Genomic DNA, 26,674 nt, shown 5'->3' with positions numbered 1-26,674 from the left:
TTCAGGAACACACCGATCCATGGGCAAATCGCTGGTCATCGTGGAATCCCCGGCCAAGGCCAAGACCATCAACAAGTACCTGGGCAACCAGTACGTGGTGAAGTCGAGCATCGGCCACATCCGTGACCTTCCCACCAGCGGTTCGACCAGTGCCGCCAAGGAACCGGCCAAGCGTGGCAAGACCGCCGGCGAAGCGCCGGTCCTGTCCGCCAAGGAAAAGGCCAAGCGCCAACTGGTTGCGCGCATGGGCGTTGATCCCGAACACGGCTGGAAGGCCAAGTACGAGATCCTTCCCGGCAAGGAAAAGGTGATCGAGGAACTGCGCCGTCTGGCCAAGGATGCCGACACCATCTATCTCGCAACCGACTTGGACCGCGAAGGGGAGGCCATCGCCTGGCACCTGCGGGAATCCATCGGTGGCGATGACAGCCGCTATAAGCGCGTGGTGTTCAACGAAATCACCAAGAAGGCCATCCAGGAAGCCTTCTCCCAACCCGGCGATCTCGATATCAACCGCGTTAACGCCCAGCAGGCGCGCCGCTTCCTCGATCGCGTAGTGGGCTACATGGTCTCGCCGCTGCTCTGGCAGAAGATCGCCCGTGGCCTCTCCGCTGGTCGTGTGCAATCGGTTGCAGTGAAGCTGGTGGTGGAGCGCGAGCGCGAAATCCGCGCCTTCGTACCCGAAGAGTACTGGGAAGTGCATGCCGACCTCGGCACCGCCAAGGGCGCCAAGGTCCGCTTCGAAGTAGCCCGGGAGAACGGCGAGGCCTTCAAGCCGCTGAACGAGGCCCAGGCCATGGCGGCCCTGGAGAAGCTCAAGGCTTCCAGCTACACCATTGCCAAGCGTGAGGACAAGCCGACCTCCAGCCGTCCGTCCGCGCCCTTCATTACCTCCACCCTGCAACAGGCCGCCAGCAACCGCCTGGGTTTCGGGGTGAAGAAGACCATGATGATGGCTCAGCGCCTCTATGAGGCCGGCTACATCACCTATATGCGTACCGACTCGACCAACCTCTCGGCCGACGCCATCACCATGGTGCGTGGCTTCATCGAGGGCGAGTTCGGCCAGAAATACCTGCCGTCCAAGCCGAACGTCTATTCCAGCAAGGAAGGGGCCCAGGAAGCGCACGAGGCAATTCGCCCGTCCGACGTCAATCTGCGCCCCACCCAGCTGTCTGGCATGGAGCGTGATGCCGAGCGCCTGTACGACCTGATCTGGCGCCAGTTCGTGGCTTGCCAGATGCCGCCGGCCGAGTACCTGTCCACCAGCGTCAGCGTTAACGCCAGCAAGTTCGAGCTGCGCGCCAAGGGCCGCATTCTCAAGTTTGACGGTTACACCCGCGTTCTGCCGCAGCAGAGCAAGCCGGGCGAGGACGATGTCCTGCCGGAAATGAGCGAGGGCGAACTGCTTGAGTTGCTCAAGCTCGAACCCAGCCAGCACTTCACCAAGCCGCCGGCGCGCTACTCCGAAGCCAGCCTGGTCAAGGAGTTGGAAAAACGTGGCATTGGCCGTCCCTCCACTTACGCGGCGATCATCTCCACCATTCAGGAGCGTGGCTACGTCACGGTGCACAACCGCCGTTTCTACGCGGAGAAGATGGGCGACATCGTTACCGAGCGCCTGAACGAAAGCTTCGCCAACCTGATGGACTACGGCTTCACCGCCGGCATGGAAGAGCATCTGGACGATGTCGCCCAGGGCGAGCGCGACTGGAAGCACCTGCTGGACGAGTTCTACGGCGACTTCAGGAAGAAGCTGGAGCTTGCCGAAGGTACTGACAAGGGCATGCGCGCCAACCAGCCGACGCTGACCGACATTCCCTGCCGCGAGTGCGGTCGTCCGATGATGATCCGTACCGCCTCGACCGGCGTGTTCCTCGGTTGCTCGGGCTACAGCCTGCCGCCGAAAGAACGCTGCAAGGCCACCATCAACCTCGTGCCGGGTGACGAAATCGCTGCGGACGACGAGGGTGAGTCGGAATCCCGCGTGCTCCGTGGCAAGCATCGCTGCCCGATCTGCGCGACTGCGATGGATGCCTATCTGCTGGATGAAACCCGCAAACTGCACATCTGCGGTAACAACCCGGACTGCTCGGGTTACGAGATCGAGCAGGGCCAGTACCGCATCAAGGGCTACGAAGGTCCGAGCCTGGAGTGCGATAAGTGCGGTAGCGAGATGCAGCTCAAGACGGGTCGTTTCGGCAAGTTCTTCGGCTGCACCAACGCCAGCTGCAAGAACACTCGCAAGCTGCTGAAGAGCGGCGAGGCCGCACCGCCGAAGATCGATCCGATCCGCATGCCGGAGCTGAAGTGCGAGAAGGTCGACGACATCTATGTGCTTCGTGATGGCGCTTCCGGCCTGTTCCTGGCCGCCAGCCAGTTCCCGAAGAATCGGGAAACCCGTGCGCCGTTGGTGCAGGAACTAATCCCGCACAAGGATGAGCTGGACGCGAAGTATCACTACCTGCTCGACGCGCCGAAGAAGGACCCTGAGGGTCGTCCGGCGGTGATTCGCTTCAGTCGCAAGACCAAGGAGCAGTACGTGCAGACCGAGGTCGAGGGCAAGCCCACTGGCTGGCGCGCCTTCTTCGATGGCGGCAAGTGGAAGGTCGAAGACAAGCGCTGACCGGCTGCAGCGCGCCCGGCATCGGGCGCGCATATACTGCCCGAATCACCTGTGGAGGGTGCCGTCATGGCCCACGAGCTTTATACCCGCACCAACCAGAAGATCTTCTTCGCCGGCCTGTCGCTGGAATCCTGGCGCAAGGCGGAAGAGGGCAGGGCGATGAATGCCCAGGCGCTGGTGCAAGCCGAGCGGGAAGCATCGCTCTTCCACCTCTACGGTGCGTTGCTCGGCTTGTGCCATGAGATCGCTGGTTACTACCGTCTTCCGGAAGCCAACGCTCCTCGCGTCGAATTACTGCTGACGCAAGAAGTGCTGGCTGCTGCCCCCAGTCCTGAGCTGGCGGAGTTGGTGGAGCTCGCCCAGCAGCGGGAAACCTGGTTGGCTGAACTCCTTGCTGCCTATTCCGCGCTGTTCCAGCCGCCGCAGACGCCCAGGCAGGCCAAGGTTGATCCGACCTTGCCGCTGATTACTGCAGTGAGTGTGGAAGAGGAAGAGGCGCCGCTGTCGCGGGAGTGCCTTGAGGCGTGGAGGCAGAATCTGAAATCCCTCGCCTTGCGCTTCCGGGAAACGCTCAGCGAATGCTGATTTGATCGACGGGCTAGGGCGTGCTGGCGGCGCGCTGGTACAATGGCCGCTTTCGTGGAGATATGAACCTATGCCAACGTCCTTTCTGGAAATAGTCGAACTGCCTGACGGGCGCATCATCCTGCGCCGGGCCGAGGACGAGGAAGCATTGGTGACGCTGGATTTCTCCGCTGATGCCAAGGCGTTCCTTCAGGGGCACCATCTGGAAGTCGCCAAGGCCATGCTGAATGTTGGCGTTCAGATGGCTGGTCGTCTGGCCGAAGGTGATATGGACCATCACGAAGGTCCGCGCGTCCTGCATTGATCTCCGGAGCCGGATCTTCCGCTGATTCGGTTACCGTCTGATGTCACAGGGCACAGGTCTTCCCTGGCCCCGGCGCTCAATCAACCCAACAGGATATTCAGGCTCTGTGCGCCGCCTTGGCGTGCGGCGTGGGCCAGTTGCTGCTTGGCCTTCTGCCCCAGGCGCAGCCAGCTGACGACGGTGTGGCTGCGGCCCAGCCGAAGGGCTTCGCAAGCCAGTTCCAGAGCACTTTGCTCACCGCGTGGCTGCAGGATCAGGATGCGCTCCCGGTTGAGTCCGGATTCGCGCAGCCAGTCGCGGGTCAGGCCCACGGGTGCGCCGATCAGCGTCAGCCAGCGCGCGTCCTGTTCCTCGCTTAATTCCCGCAATACCGAGGCCAGGAGGTTCCGGCAGTGCCCGGTGGCGCCGCGCAGGGATAGCTCGCTGAACGCTTCCGGCTCTTCCGGGCGCGGATCTTCGACCACCTCGGTCAGCATCGGTACCACGGGATTGGCCAGGATGGCGTCGTGGAACAGGGGAAGCTGGGACCGACCAAGCGACTGCGGGAACTGCATAACGCCTCCTTTAGCGGCGGATCACGCCGACACTCAAACCTTCAATCACCAGATCCTGTTCATCCAGGTTCACTTCGATGGGGGCGAACTCGGGGTTCTCGGCGATCAGCCAGACCTTTTCGCCTTCACGCTTGAAGCGCTTGACGGTGACTTCTTCGCCCAGGCGGGCAACGACCACCTGTCCGTTGCGGGCTTCGCGGGTGCTGTGTACGGCCAACAGATCGCCGTCATAGATACCGATATCTTTCATCGACATGCCGCGGACACGTAGCAGGTAGTCGGCGCGGGGATGGAAGAAGTCGGGGTTGATGCGGCAGGATTCTTCGATGTTCTGCTGGGCCAGAATCGGCGCGCCAGCGGCAACCCGGCCAATCACTGGAAGGCCATCGACTTCATTGTTGCCGGGTTCGAATCCGGGGATGCGAATGCCGCGAGAGGCGCCCGGCGTCATCTCGATTGCGCCCTTGCGGGCCAGGGCCTTGAGGTGCTCTTCGGCGGCATTGGGGGACTTGAAGCCAAGCTCCTGGGCAATTTCCGCGCGGGTCGGGGGGAAGCCGTTGTCTTCAAGGCAGCGCTTGATGAATGCGAGAATCTCGGCTTGGCGGGGCGTCAGTTTCAGCATGGTGGCGCTCTGTCTTTTTATACAGTGACTGGAATTATATACAGTGCTCCGGCCTTGGCAACGCTTCTTTTGCAAGGTTGGAAAGGAGAGGGGCTGACCAGTGGTCGGGAAAGTCATCTGGCCGCGGGAATGACCGTTGCGTCAGATAATGGTGAGCACGGCTTGACAAGCTGGCTGGCTGAAACGTATGTTTCAAACAAGTGTTTGTCAGGCGGAGGAGCCATGGCCCAGTCGGAAACCGTAGAACGCATTCTGGATGCTGCGGAACAGCTGTTCGCGGAGAAAGGCTTCGCCGAGACTTCGTTGCGCCTGATCACCAGCAAGGCCGGGGTCAACCTGGCGGCTGTGAACTATCACTTTGGCTCGAAGAAGGCGCTGATCCAGGCAGTCTTCTCGCGCTTCCTCGGTCCGTTCTGCCAGAGCCTAGAACGAGAGTTGGACCGCCGCCAATCCAAGGCGGAGAGCAAGGCCAGCCTCGAAGAACTGCTGGAAATGCTCGTCGAGCAGGCCCTGGCAGTAAAGCCCCGCAGTGGCAACGACCTGTCAATCTTCATGCGCCTGCTCGGACTTGCATTCAGTCAGAGCCAGGGCCACCTGCGCAAGTACCTCGAAGAGGTTTACGGCAAGGTTTTCCGCCGCTACATGCTGCTGGTGAACGAATCCGCACCCAGGGTGCCACCGCTTGAGCTCTTCTGGCGCGTGCATTTCATGCTCGGCGCCGCCGCGTTCAGCATGTCAGGGATCAAGGCGCTGCGCGCGATGGCGGAAAACGACTTTGGCGTGAACACCTCCATCGAGCAGGTGATGCGACTGATGGTGCCGTTCCTGGCCGCCGGCATGCGTGCCGAAACCGGAGTCACCGACGACGCGTTGGCCGGTGCGGTGCTCAAGCCGCGCAACAAGGCGCCGGCAGCGCCCGCCAAGGCTTAAATCCACTTGGGCGCAGGCTGGCTGATCGGCTAAGCTTGCGGCCCATGCAAAACCTCGATCTCCTGCATATCTCCATCGCCGACCAGCAGCTCTATGGCTTCGCCAAGGGGCAGTTGGTGCTGCGCATGCCTGTCTCTACCGCCCTGAATGGCGCGGGCGAAACCAATGGTTCCAACTGCACCCCCCGGGGATTGCACCAGATCCGCGCGCGCATTGGCGACGGCTTGCCCCTTGGTGCTGTCCTGCGTGGGCGGCGCTGGACCGGTGAGGTCTGGAATGCCGAGCTGCATGAGCGCTTTCCCGGAAGGGACTGGATTCTCACTCGCATCCTCTGGCTGAGCGGGTGCGAGCCTGGCCGCAATCGCCTCGGCCGGGTGGATAGCTTCCGCCGCTATATTTATCTACACGGCACGCCGGACACTGAACCCATGGGTGTACCGCTATCCCATGGTTGCATTCGTCTGCGCAACGCCGACGTGCTGGAACTCTTCGATCGCGTGCCCGTCCACTGTGCGGTACGCATAGACGAAGCGCCTTGCCCGGACTGGGCGGCGGCACAACTCTTTTAAGGATTTTCCATGCAAGGTTCCCTGATGCTGGATATCGGTGGCACCTGGCTGACCGCCGAGGATCGGCAGATCCTCCGTCAGCCGGAAGTCGCCGGTCTGATCATCTTTGCCCGCAACATCGAAAGCCCGCGCCAGGTGCGTGAGCTCTGTGCTTCCATCCGCACGGTTCGCCCCGATCTGATCCTCGCGGTCGACCAGGAAGGCGGCCGCGTGCAGCGCCTGCGCCAAGGCTTCCTGCGCCTGCCCGCTATGCGCGCCCTGGCCGACAACGAAAACGCCGAGCAGTTGGCGGAGCAGTGTGGCTGGTTGATGGCGACCGAAGTGCTCGCCGTTGGCCTGGACATCAGCTTCGCCCCGGTTCTGGACCTCGACCACCAGCGCAGTGCGGTAGTCGGCAGCCGCGCGTTCGAAGGTGACCCGGAGCGCGCCGCGCGCCTGGCGGGTGCCTTCATCCGTGGCCTGCGTCAGGCTGGCATGGCCGCTACCGGCAAACACTTCCCCGGCCACGGCTGGGCGGAGGCCGACTCCCATGTGGCCATCCCTACCGACGAGCGCAGCCTGGAGCAGATTCGCCAGAGCGACCTGGTTCCTTTCGCCCGTCTGGCTTCCGAGCTGGACGGCATGATGCCGGCGCACGTGATTTATCCGCAGGTGGACAACCAGCCCGCTGGCTTCTCCCGGCGCTGGCTGCAGGAAATCCTGCGCGGCGAGCTGAAATTCTCCGGTGTCATCTTCAGTGATGACCTCTCCATGGCGGGCGCTCACGTGGTGGGCGATGCCGCCGAGCGTATCGAAGCGGCGCTGACCGCCGGTTGCGACATGGGGCTGGTGTGCAACGACCGTGCTTCGGCCGAGCTGGCCCTGGCACGTCTGCAACGTCTCGGCGCCAAGCCGCCGGCCAGCTTGGCGCGGATGCGCCGTCGCGCCTTCCCAGGCACCGAATACCGCCAGGATCCCGGCTGGCTGCAGGCCGTTGCGGCTCTGCGCGATGCTCAGTTGATCGATTGAGGAACCGACATGACCGTCTACGCCATCATTGGTGGAACAGGCCTGACCCAGCTCGAAGGCCTGAGCATGAAAGCCCTGCTCAACCCTGAAACGCCCTACGGCGCGCCGTCGGCAGGCATTGTCCATGGCTCGTACGCCGGGCATGACGTGCTGTTCCTGGCCCGTCACGGTCATCCGCACCGGATTCCGCCTCATCAGGTGAACTATCGCGCCAACCTCTGGGCCCTCAGGCATGCTGGTGCCCAAGCGGTAATTGCGGTGAACGCGGTAGGCGGCATCCATCCGGCCATGGGGAGCGGCCACCTGGTTGTGCCGCATCAGGTGATCGACTACACCCACGGGCGTATCGGCACCTTCTTCGAGGGCGACCTGGATCACGTTACCCATATCGATTTCAGCCATCCCTATGACGAAGAACTGCGTGCCCGACTGCTGGCGGCCCTGAACGCTTGCGACTTCCCGCACAGTGATTTTGGCGTCTATGGCTGCACCCAGGGCCCACGCCTGGAAACCGTGGCTGAGATCGCCCGCCTGGAGCGCGATGGCTGCGACATCGTCGGCATGACCGGCATGCCGGAGGCGGCGCTGGCGCGTGAGTTGAACCTGCCTTATGCCTGCCTGTCGCTGGTGGTCAATCCTGCCGCCGGCAAGTCCGACGGCATCATCACCATGGCCGAGATCGAGGCTGCCTTGGCCGAGGGCATCGGTAAGGTGCGTAGCGTCCTGGCTCACGTGCTGAAAGGCTGAGGCCTTTCGGCCGTTGGCGTGCTGAATCACCAGTGAATCAGCACGTCTGAAAGGCGACCTGTTCCACCTTGGCGCTTCAGGTGAAACGGGGCAGGGGGGCGAAGAGGGCATCGATGTCCTCTTCGGCCAATCGCCAGCCCTCCTTCTCGCGACCGTCCAGAATGCCTCGTGCCAGCGCCGCCTTCTGCGCCTGCAACTGCTGGATCTTCTCTTCCACTGTTCCCCGCGAAATCAGCCGATAGACGAAAACCGGCTTGTCCTGGCCGATGCGATAGGCGCGGTCGGTCGCCTGGCGTTCCACTGCCGGGTTCCACCAGGGGTCGTAGTGGATCACTGTGTCGGCGGCAGTGAGATTGAGGCCGGTGCCGCCTGCCTTGAGGCTGATCAGGAACAGCGGAACCTCGCCATTCTGGAAGCGCTGCACCGGGGTGCGCCGGTCGCGGGTATCGCCGGTGATCTGCACATAGTCGATGCTGCGCTTGCGCAGCTCGTCCTCGATCAGGGCGAGCATGCTGGTGAACTGGGAGAACAGCAGCACCTTGCGTCCCTCGGCGATCAGCTCCTCCAGCATTTCCATCAGGCTGTCCAGCTTGCCTGAACTGCTGCCGCGCGTGCGGGTGCCGCTCTCTTCGATCAGGCGGGTGTCGCAGCACACCTGGCGCAGCTTCAGCAGGGCTTCAAGGATCACGATCTGGCTGCGCGCGAGACCCTTGCGGTCGATCTCGTCGCGCACCTTGTGATCCATCGCCAGCCGCACGGTTTCATACAGGTCGCGCTGGCGGTCGCTGAGTTCGACCCATTGGGTAATCTCGCTCTTGGCCGGTAGCTCGGTGGCCACCGCTTCCTTGCTGCGACGCAGCAGAAAGGGCTTGAGGCGCGCATTGAGATGGGCGAGGCGGGTGGCGTCGCCGTGTTTTTCGATGGGATTGCGGTAATTGCGCAGGAAGCTCTGGCTGTCCCCGAGCCAGCCCGGCATCAGGAAATGGAAGAGCGACCAGAGTTCGCCCAGATGATTCTCCAGCGGCGTACCGGTGAGGCAGAGCCGTTGGCGGGCTTCCAGCTGACGCGCCGCCTGGGCCGCCTTGCTGGTGGGGTTCTTGATGAATTGCGCTTCGTCGAGGATCAACAGGTGCAGCGGCAATTCGGCGAAATGCTCCAGATCCCGGGGGAGTAGCGCGTAGGTGGTGAGCAGCAGGTCGTGCTCTGCCATCTGCTCGAACGCCTTCTTGCGGCCGGGGCCGTGCAGGGCGAGCACGCGCAGGTCCGGTGCGAAGCGCTCCGCCTCGTCGAGCCAGTTCGGAATGAGGCTGGTGGGCATGACCACCAGGGCCGGCCGATCGAGGCGGCCGCTCTCCTTTTCCATCAGCAGATGGGCAAGTGTTTGCAGGGTCTTGCCCAGGCCCATGTCGTCACCCAGGATGCCGCCGGCGTTGACGTCCCTCAGGGTTTGCAGCCAGGCGAGGCCCTCCAGCTGGTAATGACGGAGTTCGGCGTTCAGGCCCTTGGGTGGAGTGATAGTGACCTTGCCGCTGTCGCGCAGCTTGCGCGCCAGCTCACGTAGTTCGTCGCCGCCCTGCCAGTGCAGGTCGAGGCCTTCCAGTTGACTCAGTCGCGCGGCATCGGGTCGGGACAGGCGCAGGCTCTGGGTCGGGTCCTGGTCGCGCTGGTAGAGTTCGCCCAGGGTGGTCAGCACCGGTTTGAGGCGGGAAAACGGCAGCATCACCTGTAGCGGGCGGCCATCGACGGCACGCGTGGCATCCAGCTGCAGTCGCAACTGGTCGTCGTCCTTGCGTCGTTGCAGGTTCTGCGGGTCGAGCAATTCGGGGTTGCGCTGGATCAGGCGCAGGAGAACCGGCAGCAGGCTGATTCGGCGTCCCTCGACGACGATACCCAGTTCCAGGTCGAACCACTCGCGGCCCGGCGCCTCGTCGACTTCGGCGTACCAGCCTTCCACCTGGGTGAGGTCGAACTGAAAACCTGGGCGAATATCGATTTTCCAGCCCTGCTCGCGCAGTGCCGGCAGTTGTTCGCGCATGAAGTGCAGCCACTGCTCGTCGCTGGGCAGCTCGAACATTTCCGCGCTGTTGGCGGGAAGCGCCAGGCTTTGCCGCAGGGCCTCCTTGAATCCGAGTTGGCGCAGGACATCACGCCAGGCCTGTTCGGCTCGGGGGTGGCGGGCGATGGATAGACGTTCGCCGTTGCTGCGGTGATGCAGCCGCTCCGGTTTCGTGGTCTTGCCATGAATCTGTGCGCTGCCGTATTCGAAGACCAGGCCGGCGCGATGCTGCTGGCTGCCCACCATGCGTCCACTGCGAAGGTCGTATTGGCTCTGGGCGTGGCTGCCGAGGATCAGGTGCGGCAGCGGCTGCAGGTCGTCCACCAGGCGCTCGGTCGGGGGCGGTGGCGGCTGCCAGCCGTCGGCGGGCTGCGCCAGTAAGACCATGATGGCGGCGACGCAGTGTTTGCAGTTGTAGTTCACCGGGCAGCTGCAATTGCCGACCACGCCCAGGCCTTTGGGGGCGAGTCGGATTCGCTGCGTGTAGAAGTGGCCTTCGGAGCCTTCGCAACTGGTCTCGATGGCCTTGTCGCTCAGGCTGAGCAGCCGGATGCGGTCTTCCGTGGCGTATTTGAGGCCACGGGAAATGGCGCCTGGATCGAAATCCAGGCGCCAGTCCAGTTGCCTCAGTTGGTCGAGCAGGACACTCATGGTGCCTTAGAGCGGGCTGACGCGGATCAGGATGCCCAGGTTGCCGTGGTCGAGGAAGGTCAGTTCGCCGTTCTTCAGGCGGGTGCCCTGACGCAGGCGCTCGCTGCTGCTGATCAGGCCGCTGCCGTCGAACCGGTTGATCCAGAAGTCGGCCTGGGCGTCGACGCTGCGATCGAGAGTGAGTGCCAGGGTGCCTTCCACCGGGTAATGGCCGAGCTGCTGTTCGCCGGAGGTCACCGAGACCATGTTCGGCGTGGCGGACAGGTTCTGCGACCAGGCCTTGTGCAGCAGCACTTCGTAACCGGCATTGGGATTGAGCTTCGCCGCTTCGCCGTCCAGCGCGGTTCCGCGCTCGCTGCCTTCGATGGACTGGCTGCCCGCGGCCCAGTCGTCCGGCGCCGGCTGGCTGGCGGGAATCGGATCGCCGGACTGGCGGAAGATGATCATTTCCACCGAATAGAGACCGTCGGCGAAAGCTGCCGGGGCCAGCAGGGCGAGCAGCAGGGCGAAGTTACGAATGGCACGCATGGGTTGTTCCTTATAGGGGCAATCATTCCGCAGACTACTGCGGGGTCAGGCGTTCGAACAGGGCTTCGAGGGTGTTGAAGCGTTCTTCCGGGCGCTCCATGGGCACCTGGAATTTGAACAGGGTGGCGCCTTCGAACTTGTAGCGCTTGGGCTGGCCCTGGATCAGCTTGATCAGTACCAGTGGGTCGACGCAGGTGTCGGCGGCGAACTCGATGCGGCCACCTTGCGGGCCGGCATCGACTTTCTTGATGCCGAGCTTCTCCGCCTGCAGCTTGAGGAGTGTCAGACGCACCAGGTGCTTGCTGGGTTCGGGCAGCAGGCCGAAGCGGTCGATCATCTCCACCTGCAGTTCCTTCAGGCCGTCTTCGTCCGCAGCCGAGGCGATGCGCTTGTACAGGATCAGGCGCGCGTGGACGTCGGGCAGGTAATCCTCGGGGATCAGCGCCGGAACCCGCAGGTTGATTTCCGGTCCGCCGCCCAGGGGTTGTTCCAGGTTGGGCTGTTCGCCCTTGCGGATTGCCTTCACCGCGCGCTCAAGCATTTCCATGTAGAGGGTAAAGCCGACGGCCTGGATCTGGCCGCTCTGGCCGTCGCCGAGGAGTTCGCCGGCGCCACGGATTTCCAGGTCATGGGTGGCCAGCACGAAACCGGCGCCCAGGTCCTGGGCGTTGGCGATGGCTTCCAGGCGCTTCTCGGCGTCCGGGGTCATCTGCTTGCGTGGCGGCGTCAGCAGGTAGGCGTAGGCCTGGTGGTGGCTGCGGCCGACGCGACCGCGCAGCTGGTGAAGCTGGGCCAGGCCGAACTTGTCGGCACGTTCGATGACGATGGTGTTGGCACTGGGCACGTCGATGCCGGTTTCGATGATGGTCGAGGCCACCAGCACGTTGAAGCGCTTGTGGTAGAAGTCGCTCATCACCTGTTCGAGTTCGCGTTCGCGCATCTGGCCGTGGCCGACGGCGATGCGCGCCTCAGGCACCAGTTCGGCCAGCTCGGCGGCGCATTTCTCGATGGTCGCCACCTCGTTGTGCAGGTAGTAGACCTGGCCACCGCGCAGCAGCTCGCGGAGCAGCGCTTCCTTGATCGCGGTTTTCTGCCGCTCCATCACAAAGGTGCGTACCGACAGCCGGCGCGCCGGCGGCGTGGCAATGATGGACAGGTCGCGCATGCCGGCCACGGCCATGTTCAGCGTTCGCGGAATGGGCGTGGCGGTGAGGGTGAGGATATCCACCTCGCTGCGCAGGGACTTCAGCTGTTCCTTCTGGCGCACGCCGAAGCGGTGTTCTTCGTCGATGATGGCAAGGCCCAGGTTCTTGAAGCGCACGTCATCCTGCAGCAGCTTGTGGGTGCCGATGATGATGTCGATCTTGCCTTCGGACAGTTGCTGCGCCGCGCCTTCCACTTCCTTGGCCGACTTGAAGCGGCTCATCACTTCCACGGTTACCGGCCAGTCGGCGAAGCGATCGCGGAAGCTGTTGTAGTGCTGCTGGGCGAGGAGGGTGGTGGGCACCAGTACGGCGACCTGCCTGCCGCTGTGTACCGCGACGAAGGCGGCGCGCATGGCGACTTCGGTCTTGCCGAAGCCAACGTCGCCGCACACCAGGCGATCCATGGGTTTGGGCGCGAGCATGTCGGCCAGCACGGCTTCGATGGCGGCTTGCTGGTCCGGGGTTTCTTCGAAGGGGAAGCCGGCGGAGAAGGTGGCGTAGTCGGCCTTCGGATCCTTGAAGGCGTAGCCTTCGCGGGCGGCGCGGCGGGCGTAGATGTCCAGAAGCTCGGCGGCCACGTCGCGGACCTGTTCGGCGGCCTTGCGCTTGGCCTTCTGCCAGGCTTCCGAGCCCAGGCGATGCAAGGGCGCCAGGGCGTCGTCGCTGCCGGTGTAGCGGGCGATCAGGTGCAGGCTGGCCACCGGCACGTAGAGCTTGGCTTCCTCGGCGTACTGCAGGGCGAGGAATTCGGCGGCCTGGCCGTCGATTTCCAGGGTGATCAGGCCCAGGTAGCGGCCAACGCCATGGTCGATGTGCACCACGGGCGCGCCTTCGCGCAGCTCGGCGAGGTTCTTGATCACGTTGTCGCCAGCGTCGCTACGGCGTTCGCGGCGGCGACGCTGCATCACGCGTTGGCCGAACAGCGGGCTTTCGGCGATCAGCGCCAGGCCCGGGTCGTCCAGCAACAGGCCCTCATCCAGTGGCGCGATGGTGATGGCCAGGCGCTCGGAGCTGGTGACGAAGTCCGGCCAGCCGTCCACTTCCTGCGGACGCAGCTTCAGGCGTGCGAGCATTTCCAGCAGCACTTCACGGCGACCGGCGGACTCGGCGCTGAACAGCACCCGTCCGGGGAATTCTTCGATGAAGCGGCGCAAGGCTGCCAGCGGTTCGCTGGCCTTGGCCTGGATCGCAAGGTCGGGCAGGGCGCGGGCGGAGAAGCGTTCGCGGCCGACGCCCGGCTCGACGTCTTCCTGGCTCAGTACCAGGCGGGGCGAGCCTTTCAGGCGGGCGAAGCAGTCTTCCACCGGGAGGAACAGTTCGGCGGGCGGCACCAGCGGGCGTTCCGGGTCGACGCGGCGTTCCTCGTAGCGGCTGCGGACGTCAGTCCAGAACTGCTCGGCGGCCTGCTCGATGCCAGGCAGGGAGAACACCTGGGTGTCCGCCGGCAGATAGTCGAACAGGGTCGCCGACTCTTCGAAGAACAGCGGCAGGTAGTACTCGATGCCCGCTGGCGTGATACCGCTGGCCAGATCCTGGTAGATGGGGCAGCGGCGGAAGTCGACGTCGAAGCGCTCGCGGAAGCGACCACGGAAATCGGTGACGGCCTTCTTGTCCAGCGGGAACTCGCGGGCTGGTAGCAGGCGGATGGACTCCACCTTGTCCACCGAGCGTTGGGTTTCCGGGTCGAAGGTTCGCAGAGTTTCGATCTCGTCATCGAACAGGTCGATGCGATAGGGCAGGTCGCTGCCCATGGGGAACAGGTCGATCAGGGCGCCGCGAACGGCGAACTCGCCGTGTTCGTACACCGTGTCCACGCAACGGTAGCCGGCAGCTTCGAAGCGCAGTCGCATCTGCTCCACATCAAGCTTCTGGCCGACGTCCAGCACCAGGCTGGAACCCAGCAGGAAACGTGTGGGCGCCAGTCGGTGCAGGGCGGTGGTGATGGGCACCACCAGCACGCCGCGCTTGACCTCGGGCAGCCGGTAAAGGGTGTCGACGCGCTGGGAAATGATGTCCTGGTGCGGCGAGAACAGGTCGTAGGGCAGGGTTTCCCAGTCGGGGAAGTGCAGGACGTCCAGGTCCGGGGCGAAGAAACCCAGTTCCTGCTCCAGGCGCTCGGCAGTCTGACTGTCGGCGGTCAGCAGCAGGGTGAACCGCTTGCCGGCGCTGGCGGCTTCGGCAATGGCCAGGCTCAGGGCGGCACCGGGCAGATTGCCCCAATGCTGCTTGCCGGCGGCGGAGGGAAGAGGCGGAAGGCGCAGTACGGACACGGGCAAGGTGGCTCCGGTCGGAAAAAGATCGGCGGATTGTAACTATCCCGACTAGCGGATGTCAGTGTTGGGCCCGCTGCTGATTGCCGGCGCCTGCGTGCGCCGTCATAATGTAGCCCCTTTTTTCATCCCCTACATGTGGAAGGTACTGCCCGTGACTCAGAAGCCCGACCAGTGTCTCGGTGAATGGATCGATCGTGAAGCCCTCGCGGAAGCCATGATTCCGATGATTGGCCAGCTGTATCGCAACAACAATGTTGTGACTTCGATCTATGGCCGTGGCCTGATCAACCGCTCCGTGATCGCCATCCTCAAGGCCCACCGCTTTGCTCGTCACCGCCTCGCGGATGAAGCCGAGCTGTCGGTTCACGAAACCTTCCCGATCCTCAAGGCCATGAGCGAGCTCAAGCTGGGCGCCGCTTCCGTGGACCTGGGCAAGATGGTTGCCAAGTTCAAGGCCGAAGGTAATGGCCGCAGCATCGAGCAGTTCACCAAGGACGAGCTGGCCGACGTGGTTGGCAAGCAGAACGGCGCTGCCCGCGAAGGCACCGACGTCGTCCTGTACGGCTTCGGCCGCATCGGCCGCCTGCTGGCGCGCATCCTGATCGAGAAGACCGGTGGTGGCGACGGCCTGCGCCTGCGCGCCATCGTCGTCCGCAAGGGTGCCGAGAACGACCTGGTCAAGCGTGCCAGCCTGCTGCGCCGTGACTCCGTACACGGTCCGTTCGACGGCACCATCGTCATCGACGAAGAAAACAACACCCTGACCGCCAACGGCAACCTGATCCAGGTGATCTACTCCAACGATCCCGCCTCGATCGACTACACCGCCTACGGCATCAAGAACGCCCTGCTGGTCGACAACACCGGCAAATGGCGTGACGCCGACGGCCTGGCCCAGCACCTGAAGTGCCCGGGTATCGACCGCGTCGTCCTGACCGCTCCGGGCAAGGGTGCTCTGAAGAACATCGTTCACGGCATCAACCACGGCGACATCACTGCCGACGACAAGATCGTCTCCGCCGCTTCCTGCACCACCAACGCCATCGTGCCGGTGCTGAAGGCGGTCAATGACCAGTTCGGCATCGTCAACGGCCACGTCGAAACCGTTCACTCGTACACCAACGACCAGAACCTGATCGACAACTTCCACAAGGGCAGCCGTCGCGGTCGTAGCGCTCCGCTGAACATGGTGATCACCGAGACCGGTGCCGCCACCGCCGCCGCCAAGGCCCTGCCGGTGCTGAAGGGCAAGCTGACCGGCAACGCCATCCGCGTTCCGACTCCGAACGTCTCCATGGCGATCCTGAACCTGAACCTGGAGAAGGCCACCAGCCGCGACGAGATCAACGAATACCTGCGCCAGGCGGCCATGCATTCGGATCTGCACAAGCAGATCGATTACGTCTCCTCCCAGGAAGTGGTGTCCTCCGACTTCGTCGGTTCCCGCCACGCCGGTGTGGTCGATGCTGAAGCCACCATCTGCAACGACAACCGCGTTGTGCTGTACGTCTGGTACGACAACGAGTTCGGTTACAGCTGCCAGGTAGTGCGCGTGATGGAAGACATGGCAGGCGTGAATCCGCCGTCCTTCCCTCAGTAAGTTGTGATCTGTGAAAAACGGGAGCTCTCGGGCTCCCGTTTTTCATTTTTGCGTCTGTAATCGGATAACAAGAATCGCTTGGGGATTACCCAGATGGAAGGACATCACCTTCACCAGGGGCCGCTCAAAAGGGGCCTGAAAAACCGCCACATCCAGCTAATCGCGCTGGGCGGCGCCATCGGTACCGGCCTGTTCCTGGGCTCGGCCGGGGTGCTCAAGTCGGCGGGACCGTCGATGATTCTCGGCTACGCCATTGCCGGCTTCTTCGCATTCCTGATCATGCGTCAGCTCGGCGAGATGATCGTCGAAGAACCTGTGGCCGGCTCCTTCAGCCACTTCGCCCACAAGTACTGGGGCGGTTATGCGGGCTTCCTCTCCGGCTGGAACTACTGGGTGCTGTACGTCCTGGTGGGCATGGCCGAGCTGACAGCCGTGGGCAAGTACATCCAGTTCTGGTGGCCGGAGGTTCCCACCTGGGTATCGGCGGCGGTGTTTTTCGTGCTGATCAACCTGATCAACCTGGCCAACGTGAAGGTCTTCGGTGAGGCGGAATTCTGGTTCGCCCTGATCAAGGTGGTGGCCATCATCGGCATGATCATCCTGGGTATCTACCTGCTGGTCAGCGGCACGGGCGGCGAGCAGGCGGCGGTGAGCAACCTCTGGAGCCATGGCGGCTTCTTCCCCAACGGCCTGGAAGGCCTGGTGATGGTGTTGGCCATCATCATGTTCTCCTTCGGTGGCCTGGAGTTGATCGGCATTACTGCTGCCGAAGCCAGCGAGCCGAAGAAGGTGATTCCCAAGGCCGTCAACCAGGTCATCTACCGCATCCTGATTTTCTACATTGGCGCCCTCAGTGTGCTGCTGATGCTCTATCCCTGGGACAGGCTGCTGGAGACCCTGAACGCTGCGGGCGATCCCTACAGCGGCAGCCCCTTCGTGCAGATTTTCTCGCTGATCGGCAGCGATGCTGCGGCCCATATCCTGAACTTCGTGGTATTGACCGCAGCCCTGTCGGTCTACAACAGCGGTGTCTATGCCAACAGTCGCATGCTCTACGGTCTGGCCGAGCAGGGCGATGCGCCCAGGGCGCTGATGAAGGTGGATGACCGTGGCGTGCCGGTACTTGCCATTGGCCTCTCCGCACTGATCACCTTCCTCTGCGTGGTCGTGAACTACCTTGCGCCGCAGAAGGCCCTGGAACTGCTGATGGCGCTGGTGGTAGCGGCCCTGGTGATCAACTGGGCGATGATCAGTCTGTCCCACCTGAAGTTCCGCAAGAGCATGGTTGCCCAAGGTATCGAGCCCTCCTTCAAGGCGCTCTGGTACCCGCTTGGCAATTACCTGTGCCTGGCGTTCGTGGCGCTGATCCTCGGCGTGATGCTGATGATTCCGGGCATCAACGTTTCGGTCTATGCCATTCCCTTCTGGCTGGCCCTGATCGGCGTCTGCTACTACTTCAAGCGTTCCGCGGCACGCGCGACCGCCCACTGAAGCCCATTGCGGACAAGATAACGGGAGCCTCTGGCTCCCGTTTTTCATTGGGGCGCAAGGGATGACCCTTCGTTCAGAAGCGGACGCCTTGTTGCCTGATATTTCCTAAGTCCCTGAAAAGAAAGCCTTTGGTTGGCGCGGGCGGAGTGCGCTCTCTATAATCCGCCCCTTAATCGTTCGGAATTCAGCACGTTCGTGCCAGGTCTTGCCTGGCGCGATGCTGGTCTTTTGGCCAGTGGGCTGGGCCGGGAAGCACTTCTGTTTCAGGCGAAACCTATGATCAGAATCAAGCGAGGGCTGGACCTGCCGGTGGCAGGTGAGCCCGTCCAGCGAATCGGGGCAGGGCGCCCGGTTCGCAGCGTCGCCGTCATCGGCTTCGACTATCACGGCATGAAGCCGACCATGGACGTCCAGGTGGGGGACCGGGTCAAACTCGGCCAGCCACTGTTCTCCGACAAGAAAACCCCCGGTGTCATCTACACCGCGCCAGGTGCCGGTGTGATCAGTGCCATTCATCGCGGCGAGCAGCGCGTGCTGCAGTCGGTGGTGATCGACCTCGACGGCGAGGACGAAGTCCTCTTCGAGCAGTACGCCGCCGGGCAGCTCGATCAGCTCGGCCCCGAGCAAGTGCGTGACAACCTGATCCGCTCCGGCCTCTGGACTGCGCTGCGCACTCGACCGTTCAGCCAAGTACCGGCCATCGACGCCACGCCGAGTTCCATCTTCGTCACGGCCATGGACACCCATCCGCTGGCTGCCGATCCCGCCCTGGTGATCGCCGAGCATTCCGCCGACTTCGAGCACGGCCTCAAGGTGCTCGCCCGCCTGGCCCGCGTATTCCTCTGCAAGGCCGAAGGTGCCGTGTTGCCGGGCGAAGGCCTGGCCCAGGTTCGCAGCGAATCCTTCGCCGGGCCGCATCCGGCAGGCCTGCCCGGCACCCACATCCACTTCCTCGATCCGGTGAGTGCCAGCAAGAGTGTCTGGCACATCGGCTATCAGGATGTGCTTGCCATCGGCAAGCTGTTCACTACTGGCCGCCTCTGGGTGGAGCGAGTGGTGTCGCTGGCGGGGCCCGTGGTGGAGAAGCCGCGCCTGGTGCGCACCCGCCTCGGTGCCAGCCTGGAAGAGCTGACCGCTGGCGAACTGCAGCCCGGTGCCAACCGCGTGGTGTCCGGCTCGCTGCTGGGCGGTCGCACCTCTCGCGGCGCTTGCGCCTACCTCGGCCGTTATCACCTGCAGGTTTCCTGCCTGCGCGAAGGTAATGACCGCGAGCTGCTGCACTACCTGCGCGCCGGGATGGACAAGCACTCGGTGCTGAACATCTTCGTTTCCAAATTGCTGGGCGGCCGCAAGTTCGCCTTCAGCACCACCACCAACGGCAGCCCGCGCGCCATGGTGCCGGTTGGCAACTACGAGTCGGTGATGCCCCTGGACATCCTGCCCACGCAGTTGCTGCGCTACCTGATCGTCGGCGATACCGAAATGGCCCAGAAGCTCGGCTGCCTGGAGCTGGACGAAGAAGACCTGGCCCTGTGCAGCTACGTCTGTGCCGGCAAGTACGAGTACGGCCCGATCCTGCGGGACAACCTCAGCCGTATCGAGAAGGAGGGCTGAGATGGGCCTTAGAAAATTCCTCGACCGCATCGAGCACAACTTCGAGCAGGGCGGTCGCTATGAAAAGTGGTACGCGCTGTACGAGGCGGTAGATACCTTTTTCTATCGCCCCGCCAACGTGACCCGCACCACGGCCCATGTGCGCGACGGTATCGACCTCAAGCGCATGATGATCACCGTCTGGCTCTGCACCTTCCCGGCGATGTTCTTCGGCATGTGGAACGTCGGCTACCAGGCCAACCTGGTATTCGCGCAAAGCCCTGAGCTGCTGGTGGCCCAGGAAGGCTGGCGCTTCGCGTTGATCGGTTCGCTGGCTGGTTTCGACCCGAACAGCCTGTGGGACAACTTTATCCAGGGCGCTGCCTGGTTCCTGCCCATCTACGCCGTGACCTTCATCGTTGGTGGCTTCTGGGAAGTGCTTTTCGCTTCCATTCGCCGCCATGAAGTGAACGAAGGCTTCTTCGTCACCTCCGTGCTCTTCGCCCTGACGCTGCCGCCGAGCATCCCTCTCTGGCAGGTGGCGCTGGGCATCAGCTTCGGCGTGGTGCTGGGCAAGGAAGTCTTCGGCGGCACCGGCAAGAACTTCCTCAACCCGGCCCTGGCCGGCCGCGCCTTCCTCTTCTTCGCCTATCCCGCGCAGATTTCCGGGGACGAGGTGTGGACGGCGGTGGACGGTTTCGCCGGCGCCACCTCCCTGAGCCTGGGTGCTGCAGGCGGCGTCGAGAACATCGTCGGCCACGGCATCAGCTGGATGGATGCATTCCTGGGCACTATCCAGGGCTCCATCGGCGAAACCAGCACGCTGGCCATCCTGATCGGCGGCGGCGTGCTGCTGGTCACCCGTATCGCAGCCTGGCGCATCGTCGCCGGCGTGATGCTGGGGATGATCGCCACCAGTTGGCTGTTCAACACCATCGGTTCGGACACCAACCCGATGTTTGCCATGCCCTGGTACTGGCACCTGGTCCTGGGTGGCTTCGCGTTCGGCATGATGTTCATGGCCACCGACCCGGTGTCCGCGTCCATGACCAACACCGGCAAATGGCTGTTCGGCACGCTGATCGGCCTGATGGTGGTGTTGATCCGCGTGGTCAACCCGGCCTTCCCGGAAGGCATGATGCTGGCGATCCTCTTCGCCAACCTGTTCGCGCCGTTGATCGACCATTTCGTCGTCCAGGCCAATATCAAGCGGAGGCTGGCTCGCAATGGCTAACCAGAAAGAATCCACTCTCCGCACCTTGATGGTGGCCCTGGTGGTCTGCCTGGTGTGCTCCGTGTTCGTGGCGGGTGGCGCCGTGGCGCTGAAGCCGGTTCAAGTGGAAAACCGCGAGCTGGACAAGCAGCGCAGCATCCTCGCTATCGCCGGTCTGGGCGAACCGGGCATGTCCGCCGACGAGGTGAAGAAGCTCTATGCCGAGCGCATCAGTGCGAAGGTGGTGGACCTCTCCACCGGCGAATTCAGCGATGCCATCCAGGCTGCCGGCTTCGATCCGCTGAAAGCCGCCAAGGACCCGGAGCTGTCGGATGCCTTGTCGGCCGAGCAGGACATCGCTTCCATCAAGCGCCGCGAGCGATTCTCCACCGTGTACCTGGTGGAGCAGGAGGGCAAGCTGCAGACCCTGATCCTGCCGGTGCGAGGTTATGGGCTGTGGTCGACCCTCTACGGGTTCCTCGCACTCAAGGGCGACCTCAATACCGTGGTCGGTCTTGGCTTCTACCAGCACGGCGAAACTCCGGGGCTCGGTGGTGAAGTGGACAACCCGAAATGGAAGGCGCTGTGGAATGGCAAGAACCTGTTCGATGAGCAGGGCCAACTGGCGATCCAGATCATCAAGGGCAGTGTCGACGCGCAGTCGCCGAACGCCAGTCACCAGGTCGACGGTCTTGCCGGTGCGACGCTGACCAGCAAGGGCGTCAACAACCTGCTGCATTTCTGGCTGGGCAAGAACGGCTTCGGTCCCTTCCTGGCCAAACTGAACGACGGGGAAGCATGAGCATGGCGCAGCCCACTATCCGGTCGGTCCTGCTGGACCCGATCCTGCACAACAACCCCATCGGCCTGCAGATCCTCGGCATCTGTTCGGCCCTGGCGGTCACTTCCAACCTGAAGACCGCGCTGGTGATGTCCATCGCCCTGACCCTGGTGACCGGCTTCTCCAACCTGTTCATCTCGATGATCCGCAGCCAGATCCCCAGCTCGATCCGCATGATCGTGCAGATGGTGATCATCGCGTCGCTGGTGATTGTGGTGGACCAGGTGCTCAAGGCCTATGCCTTCAGCCTGTCCAAGCAGCTCTCGGTGTTCGTCGGCCTGATCATCACCAACTGCATCGTGATGGGCCGCGCGGAGGCCTTTGCCATGGCCAATCCGCCGCTCCTGTCGTTCTTCGATGGCATCGGCAACGGCCTGGGCTATAGCGCCATGCTGATTGTCCTCGGCATCGTTCGCGAGCTGTTCGGCGCCGGAAAGCTGCTGGGCTACGAGGTGCTGCCGGTAATCAATGATGGCGGCTGGTACCAGCCCAACGGCCTGCTCCTGCTGCCGCCCTCGGCCTTCTTCCTCATCGGCCTGATCATCTGGGCCCTGCGCAGCTGGAAGACCGAGCAGAAAGAGGCGCCGGCCTACAAGATCGCGCCCCAGGTATCCAATAAGGAGGCCTACTGATGGAGCATTACCTCAGCCTGTTCGTGAAGGCCGTGTTCGTCGAAAACATGGCCCTGGCTTTCTTCCTCGGCATGTGCACCTTCATCGCTATCTCGAAGAAGGTGGAAACCGCCATCGGCCTGGGTATCGCGGTGATCGTGGTGCAGGCCATCACCGTGCCGGCCAACAACCTGCTGTACAGCCTGCTGCTCAAGGACGGCGCCCTGGCCTGGGCCGGCTTGCCGGATGTGGATCTGTCATTCCTCGGTCTGCTCAGCTACATCGGGGTGATCGCCGCCATCGTGCAGATCCTCGAGATGCTGCTCGATAAATACGTACCCTCGCTCTACAACGCCCTCGGCGTGTTCTTGCCGCTGATCACGGTGAACTGCGCCATCATGGCCGGCTCGCTGTTCATGGTGGAGCGCGATTACAACCTCGGCGAAAGCGTGGTCTACGGCATCGGCTCCGGTTTCTCCTGGGCGTTGGCGATTGCGCTGCTGGCGGGCATCCGCGAGAAGCTGAAATACAGCGATGTCCCCGAAGGCCTGCAGGGCCTCGGTATCACCTTCATCACCATCGGCCTGATGTCCCTCGGCTTCATGTCGTTCTCCGGTGTGCAGCTCTAAGGAAAGGACATGCTGAGTTTCGAAATCTTCCTTGCCATCGGCATGTTCACCGCCATCGTCCTCGGGCTGGTGGTGATCATCCTGGCGGCCCGCGCCAAGCTGGTTTCCAGCGGCGACGTGAACATCGTGATCAACGGCGAGCGGACCGTCACCGTGCCGGCCGGCGGCAAGCTGCTGCAAACCCTGGCATCCCATAACGTCTTCCTGTCTTCTGCGTGCGGTGGCGGCGGTACCTGTGCCCAATGCAAATGCGTGGTGGAAAGCGGTGGCGGCGAGATGCTGCCCACCGAGGAATCCCACTTCACCCGCCGTCAGGCGAAGGAAGGCTGGCGCCTGTCCTGCCAGACCCCGGTGAAGCAAGACATGCACATCGAAGTGCCGGAAGAGGTCTTCGGCGTGAAGAAGTGGGAGTGCACGGTGGAGTCCAACCCCAACGTGGCCACCTTCATCAAGGAACTGACCCTGCGCCTGCCAGAAGGGGAGAGCGTGGACTTCCGCGCCGGTGGCTATGTGCAGCTGGAGTGCCCGCCTCACCAGGTGGCCTACAAGGACTTCGACATCCAGCCCGAGTACCGGGGCGACTGGGACAGGTTCAACCAGTGGAAGTACGTGTCCAAGGTTGATGAGGTGGTGATCCGCGCCTATTCGATGGCCAACTACCCGGACGAAAAGGGCATCGTCAAATTCAACATCCGCATTGCTTCGCCGCCGCCGGGCAAGGACCACCTGCCACCAGGGCAGATGTCGTCATGGGTGTTCAGCCTCAAACCGGGCGACAAGGTCACCGTTTACGGTCCCTTCGGCGAGTTCTTCGCAAAGGACACTGAAGCGGAGATGGTCTTCATTGGTGGTGGCGCGGGCATGGCACCCATGCGTTCGCACATCTTCGACCAGCTCAAGCGCTTGGGGTCCAAGCGCAAGATCAGCTTCTGGTATGGCGCGCGTTCTCTGCGCGAAGCCTTCTATACCGAGGAGTACGACCAACTGGCGGCCGAAAACCCGAACTTCCAGTGGCACCTGGCGCTGTCCGACCCGCAGCCGGAGGACAATTGGACGGGGCTGAAGGGCTTCATCCATAACGTCCTGTACGAGAACTACCTCAAGGACCACCCGGCCCCTGAGGATTGCGAGTTCTACATGTGCGGTCCGCCGATGATGAATGCTGCGGTGATCAAGATGCTCACCGACCTTGGCGTGGAGCGGGAAAACATCCTGCTGGATGACTTCGGTGGCTAAGCGCATCGCCTTCCTGCTTTCGGTCGGCTTGCTACTGGCCGGATGCGGCGACCGCCTGGAGCAGTTCGGCGGCCCCACCATGGGCAGCAGTTACTCGGTGAAGTATGTGCGCAGCGCGTCCGGTCCCTCAGTGGAGCAGGCGCGCAACGAGGTGGAGGGCATCCTGGCCGAGATCGATCAGCAGATGTCCACCTACCGTGCCGACTCCGAAGTGGAGCGTTTCAATGCCCTGCCTGCGGGTAGCTGCATGGCGTTGCCTGCCTCGATGCTGGAACTGGTTTCCTTCGCGGGCGCACTGTCGAAGGACAGCGCGGGCGCCTTCGACATGACGGTGGAGCCGCTGCTCAATCTCTGGGGCTTCGGTCCTCAGTCGAGGGGCGACCAGGTGCCCAGCGCCGAAGCCATTGCCGCCGCGAAGGCCGATGTCGGCCAGCAGCACCTGTTCATTCGAAATTCGGAACTGTGCAAGGACGCGGCGGTGCAGCTGGACTTCAACAGCATCGCCGCCGGCTATGCCGTCGATCGCGTGGTGGCAAGGCTTGGTGAACTGGGTGTCAGCAGCGCCCTGGTGGAGATCACTGGTGAACTCAAGGCCATCGGTCGCAAGCCGGATGGCGCGCCCTGGCGCATCGCCATCGAAGCGCCACGCGACGATCGCCAGGTGGCGCAGCAGGTCATTCGACTGGACGGGCTTGGCGTTTCCACCTCGGGCGACTATCGCAACTACTTTGTAAGGGATGGCAAGCGCTATTCCCACACGCTGGACCCGAAGACCGGGGCACCGATCAGCCATAACCTCGCGGCGGTGACTGTGGTGGACGAGTCGGCGCTGCGGGCGGACGGCCTGTCTACCCTGCTGATGGTGCTGGGGCCGGAGGAAGGTGCGGCCTTTGCTGAACGCCACGGCATCGCCGCGCTCTTCGTAACGCGCGAAGGTGATGGATTCAGGAGTCGTGGCAGCAGCCGCTTCCACGAACTGTTCGAGCAAGAGGAGAAGTGAGCATGACCTTCGTTCTGGTGTTCGTGATCATGCTGCTGGTAGTGCTGGGCATGGCCATCGGCGTGATCATGGGACGCAAGCCGATCGCCGGCTCCTGTGGGGGTATCGCCAACCTCGGCATCGAAAAGGAATGCTCGATCTGTGGTGGTAATCGTGAGAAATGCGAAGAAGTGCGCCGCGAGGGCGATGTAGTGGATTCAGCGCTCGCCTACGACGCGACCAAGCGCTAATGTGCAGCGCCAAGCGGCTCGGCTAAGCTGCACGCCAGTTCAGGGTCCCGCCCGGGATCGCCGAAACAGGTTCCGAATTCTGCGGTGTGGTTCGCCGCGGACCTTGCCGGGGGCGCCAGAGGGCGCCCCGGCCCGTTATGAGGAGTAAGCATGGCTGTCTACAACTACGACGTAGTGGTGCTGGGTTCCGGCCCGGCGGGTGAGGGCGCGGCAATGAACGCCGCCAAGGCTGGTCGCAAGGTGGCGGTGGTGGACAACCGCCCGCTGGTCGGCGGCAACTGCACCCACCTCGGCACCATCCCGTCCAAGGCCCTGCGCCACTCGGTACGGCAGATCATGCAGTACAACACCAACCCGCTGTTCCGCCAGATCGGCGAGCCGCGCTGGTTCTCGTTCCCCGACGTGCTGAAGAGCGCCGAGCGGGTAATCTCCAAGCAGGTGGCCTCGCGTACCGGCTTCTATGCGCGTAACCGCGTCGACGTGTTCTTCGGCACCGCCAGCTTCCATGACGAACAGACCGTGGAAGTGGTTTGCACCAGCGGCGTAGTGGAGAAGCTGGTGGCCAAGCAGATCATCGTCGCCACCGGCTCGCGTCCCTATCGCCCGGCGGACGTCGACTTCCACCACCCGCGCATCTACGACAGCGACACCATCCTCAGCCTGACCCACACGCCGCGCCGCATCATCATCTACGGAGCCGGTGTGATCGGTTCCGAATACGCCTCCATCTTCAGTGGCCTGGGCGTGCTGGTGGACCTGATCGATAACCGCGACCAACTGCTCAGCTTCCTCGACGACGAAATTTCCGACGCCCTGAGCTATCACCTGCGCAACAACAACGTGCTCATTCGCCACAACGAGGAGTACGAGCGCATCGAGGGCCTGGAGAACGGGGTGATCCTGCACCTCAAGTCCGGCAAGAAGATCAAGGCCGACTGCCTGCTGTGGTGCAACGGCCGTACCGGCAACACCGACAAGCTGGGCCTGGAGAACATCGGCATCAAGGTCAACAGCCGTGGCCAAATCAACGTCGACCAGTACTACCGCACCGAAGTCAGCAACATCTTCGCCGCTGGCGACGTGATCGGCTGGCCGAGCCTGGCCAGCGCCGCCGCCGACCAGGGCCGTTCGGCTGCCGGGAGCGCGGTCGAGAATGACAGCTGGCGCTTCGTCGACGACGTGCCGACCGGCATCTACACCATTCCGGAGATCAGCTCCATCGGCAAGAACGAGCGCGAACTCACCCAGGCGAAGATCCCCTACGAAGTGGGCAAGGCTTTCTTCAAGGGCATGGCTCGCGCGCAGATCTCCCACGAGCCGGTGGGCATGCTGAAGATCCTGTTCCATCGCGAAACCCTGGAAATCCTCGGCGTCCACTGCTTCGGCTACCAGGCGTCGGAGATCGTGCACATCGGCCAGGCGATCATGAACCAGAAGGGCGAGGCGAATACCATCAAGTACTTCGTCAACACCACCTTCAACTACCCGACCATGGCGGAAGCCTATCGGGTGGCGGCGTTCGACGGCCTCAACCGGCTTTTTTGAGCGGCACCGGCCGGGCGCCTGAACCGG

The 26,674-nt window shown here is 63.2% G+C and carries 23 protein-coding genes; 18 read left to right on the top strand and 5 right to left on the bottom strand.

What is annotated here, in order from left to right:
- Positions 1-19: 19 nt before the first annotated feature.
- From topA to E8F06_RS08690, 3 genes are all read left to right on the top strand, one after another.
- Positions 20-2,626 (top strand): type I DNA topoisomerase, encoded by a 2,607-nt coding sequence (gene topA, locus E8F06_RS08700; RefSeq protein ID WP_280366180.1) that lies wholly within the window; start codon positions 20-22, stop codon positions 2,624-2,626.
- A 66-nt stretch (positions 2,627-2,692) separates the two neighbouring features.
- Positions 2,693-3,211 carry a DUF6586 family protein gene (locus E8F06_RS08695; protein ID WP_280366178.1) on the top strand — a complete coding sequence of 173 codons (519 nt, stop codon included), beginning with the start codon at positions 2,693-2,695 and terminating at the stop codon, positions 3,209-3,211.
- A 70-nt stretch (positions 3,212-3,281) separates the two neighbouring features.
- Positions 3,282-3,515, top strand: a complete 234-nt coding sequence (locus E8F06_RS08690; protein WP_151133013.1) for a hypothetical protein — start codon at positions 3,282-3,284, stop codon at positions 3,513-3,515.
- An 80-nt stretch (positions 3,516-3,595) separates the two neighbouring features.
- On the opposite strand, the gene sulA is transcribed toward E8F06_RS08690, so the two are convergent.
- Complete coding sequence (sulA, locus tag E8F06_RS08685) at positions 3,596-4,069, bottom strand: SOS-induced cell division inhibitor SulA (RefSeq protein ID WP_280366176.1); 474 nt, start codon at positions 4,067-4,069, stop codon at positions 3,596-3,598.
- 10 nt (positions 4,070-4,079) lie between these two features.
- On the bottom strand, positions 4,080-4,691 hold the full coding sequence (gene lexA / locus E8F06_RS08680) for a transcriptional repressor LexA (protein ID WP_280366174.1): 612 nt from the start codon (positions 4,689-4,691) through the stop codon (positions 4,080-4,082).
- A gap of 222 nt (positions 4,692-4,913) precedes the next feature.
- Between lexA and E8F06_RS08675 the strand changes: the two genes are divergently transcribed.
- From E8F06_RS08675 to E8F06_RS08660, 4 genes are read left to right on the top strand one after another with little or no spacing between them, the layout of a single operon-like run.
- Complete coding sequence (locus E8F06_RS08675) at positions 4,914-5,621, top strand: TetR/AcrR family transcriptional regulator (RefSeq protein WP_280366172.1); 708 nt, start codon at positions 4,914-4,916, stop codon at positions 5,619-5,621.
- A gap of 44 nt (positions 5,622-5,665) precedes the next feature.
- Positions 5,666-6,190, top strand: a complete 525-nt coding sequence (locus E8F06_RS08670) for a L,D-transpeptidase (RefSeq protein WP_280366170.1) — start codon at positions 5,666-5,668, stop codon at positions 6,188-6,190.
- A gap of 9 nt (positions 6,191-6,199) precedes the next feature.
- Positions 6,200-7,198 (top strand): beta-N-acetylhexosaminidase, encoded by a 999-nt coding sequence (gene nagZ, locus E8F06_RS08665; RefSeq protein ID WP_280366168.1) that lies wholly within the window; start codon positions 6,200-6,202, stop codon positions 7,196-7,198.
- 9 nt (positions 7,199-7,207) lie between these two features.
- Positions 7,208-7,945, top strand: a complete 738-nt coding sequence (locus tag E8F06_RS08660; RefSeq protein WP_280366167.1) for an S-methyl-5'-thioinosine phosphorylase — start codon at positions 7,208-7,210, stop codon at positions 7,943-7,945.
- Positions 7,946-8,021: 76 nt separating this feature from the next.
- On the opposite strand, the gene E8F06_RS08655 is transcribed toward E8F06_RS08660, so the two are convergent.
- From E8F06_RS08655 to mfd, 3 genes are read right to left on the bottom strand one after another with little or no spacing between them, the layout of a single operon-like run.
- Positions 8,022-10,652: a DEAD/DEAH box helicase gene (locus E8F06_RS08655; protein WP_280366165.1), complete on the bottom strand. Its 2,631-nt coding sequence runs from the start codon at positions 10,650-10,652 to the stop codon at positions 8,022-8,024.
- 6 nt (positions 10,653-10,658) lie between these two features.
- Positions 10,659-11,180 (bottom strand): CsiV family protein, encoded by a 522-nt coding sequence (locus E8F06_RS08650; RefSeq protein ID WP_280366163.1) that lies wholly within the window; start codon positions 11,178-11,180, stop codon positions 10,659-10,661.
- 34 nt (positions 11,181-11,214) lie between these two features.
- The gene (gene mfd / locus E8F06_RS08645; protein ID WP_280366265.1) at positions 11,215-14,655 is read right to left on the bottom strand and encodes a transcription-repair coupling factor; all 3,441 of its coding nucleotides are present in this window, start codon (positions 14,653-14,655) and stop codon (positions 11,215-11,217) included.
- 136 nt (positions 14,656-14,791) lie between these two features.
- On the opposite strand from mfd, the gene E8F06_RS08640 reads away from it, so the two are divergent.
- The 11 genes from E8F06_RS08640 to sthA all read left to right on the top strand — a co-directional run bounded on the left by E8F06_RS08640 (position 14,792) and on the right by sthA (position 26,647).
- A complete protein-coding gene (locus E8F06_RS08640; RefSeq protein ID WP_280366263.1) occupies positions 14,792-16,258 on the top strand; it encodes a glyceraldehyde-3-phosphate dehydrogenase in 1,467 nt (488 codons plus the stop codon).
- A gap of 93 nt (positions 16,259-16,351) precedes the next feature.
- The gene (locus E8F06_RS08635) at positions 16,352-17,749 is read left to right on the top strand and encodes an amino acid permease (protein WP_280366161.1); all 1,398 of its coding nucleotides are present in this window, start codon (positions 16,352-16,354) and stop codon (positions 17,747-17,749) included.
- 276 nt (positions 17,750-18,025) lie between these two features.
- Positions 18,026-19,363, top strand: a complete 1,338-nt coding sequence (locus tag E8F06_RS08630) for a Na(+)-translocating NADH-quinone reductase subunit A (protein WP_280366159.1) — start codon at positions 18,026-18,028, stop codon at positions 19,361-19,363.
- 1 nt (position 19,364) lies between these two features.
- Positions 19,365-20,576, top strand: a complete 1,212-nt coding sequence (locus tag E8F06_RS08625) for an NADH:ubiquinone reductase (Na(+)-transporting) subunit B (RefSeq protein WP_280366157.1) — start codon at positions 19,365-19,367, stop codon at positions 20,574-20,576.
- Positions 20,569-21,357, top strand: a complete 789-nt coding sequence (locus tag E8F06_RS08620) for a Na(+)-translocating NADH-quinone reductase subunit C (RefSeq protein ID WP_280366155.1) — start codon at positions 20,569-20,571, stop codon at positions 21,355-21,357. Before E8F06_RS08625 ends, E8F06_RS08620 begins: the two co-directional genes overlap by 8 nt.
- On the top strand, positions 21,354-22,028 hold the full coding sequence (locus E8F06_RS08615; protein ID WP_280366154.1) for an NADH:ubiquinone reductase (Na(+)-transporting) subunit D: 675 nt from the start codon (positions 21,354-21,356) through the stop codon (positions 22,026-22,028). The genes E8F06_RS08620 and E8F06_RS08615 overlap by 4 nt, the downstream gene beginning before the upstream one ends.
- The gene (gene nqrE, locus E8F06_RS08610; RefSeq protein ID WP_151133027.1) at positions 22,028-22,636 is read left to right on the top strand and encodes an NADH:ubiquinone reductase (Na(+)-transporting) subunit E; all 609 of its coding nucleotides are present in this window, start codon (positions 22,028-22,030) and stop codon (positions 22,634-22,636) included. Before E8F06_RS08615 ends, nqrE begins: the two co-directional genes overlap by 1 nt.
- Before the next feature lie 9 nt (positions 22,637-22,645).
- The gene (nqrF, locus tag E8F06_RS08605; RefSeq protein WP_280366152.1) at positions 22,646-23,872 is read left to right on the top strand and encodes an NADH:ubiquinone reductase (Na(+)-transporting) subunit F; all 1,227 of its coding nucleotides are present in this window, start codon (positions 22,646-22,648) and stop codon (positions 23,870-23,872) included.
- Positions 23,856-24,872 (top strand): FAD:protein FMN transferase, encoded by a 1,017-nt coding sequence (locus E8F06_RS08600; RefSeq protein WP_280366150.1) that lies wholly within the window; start codon positions 23,856-23,858, stop codon positions 24,870-24,872. The genes nqrF and E8F06_RS08600 overlap by 17 nt, the downstream gene beginning before the upstream one ends.
- 2 nt (positions 24,873-24,874) lie before the next feature.
- Positions 24,875-25,102 carry a (Na+)-NQR maturation NqrM gene (gene nqrM, locus E8F06_RS08595; RefSeq protein ID WP_280366148.1) on the top strand — a complete coding sequence of 76 codons (228 nt, stop codon included), beginning with the start codon at positions 24,875-24,877 and terminating at the stop codon, positions 25,100-25,102.
- A 150-nt stretch (positions 25,103-25,252) separates the two neighbouring features.
- Entirely contained in the window at positions 25,253-26,647 is a 1,395-nt protein-coding gene (gene sthA, locus E8F06_RS08590) for a Si-specific NAD(P)(+) transhydrogenase (RefSeq protein ID WP_280366146.1), read from the top strand.
- Positions 26,648-26,674: the final 27 nt, after the last annotated feature.

Origin of the sequence: Pseudomonas sp. BN411 (assembly GCF_029871235.1) — a bacterium.
Lineage (GTDB): Bacteria > Pseudomonadota > Gammaproteobacteria > Pseudomonadales > Pseudomonadaceae > Metapseudomonas.
The sequence above is the reverse complement of the archived record's forward strand: the minus strand, read 5'-3'. Positions and strand labels throughout refer to the sequence as shown.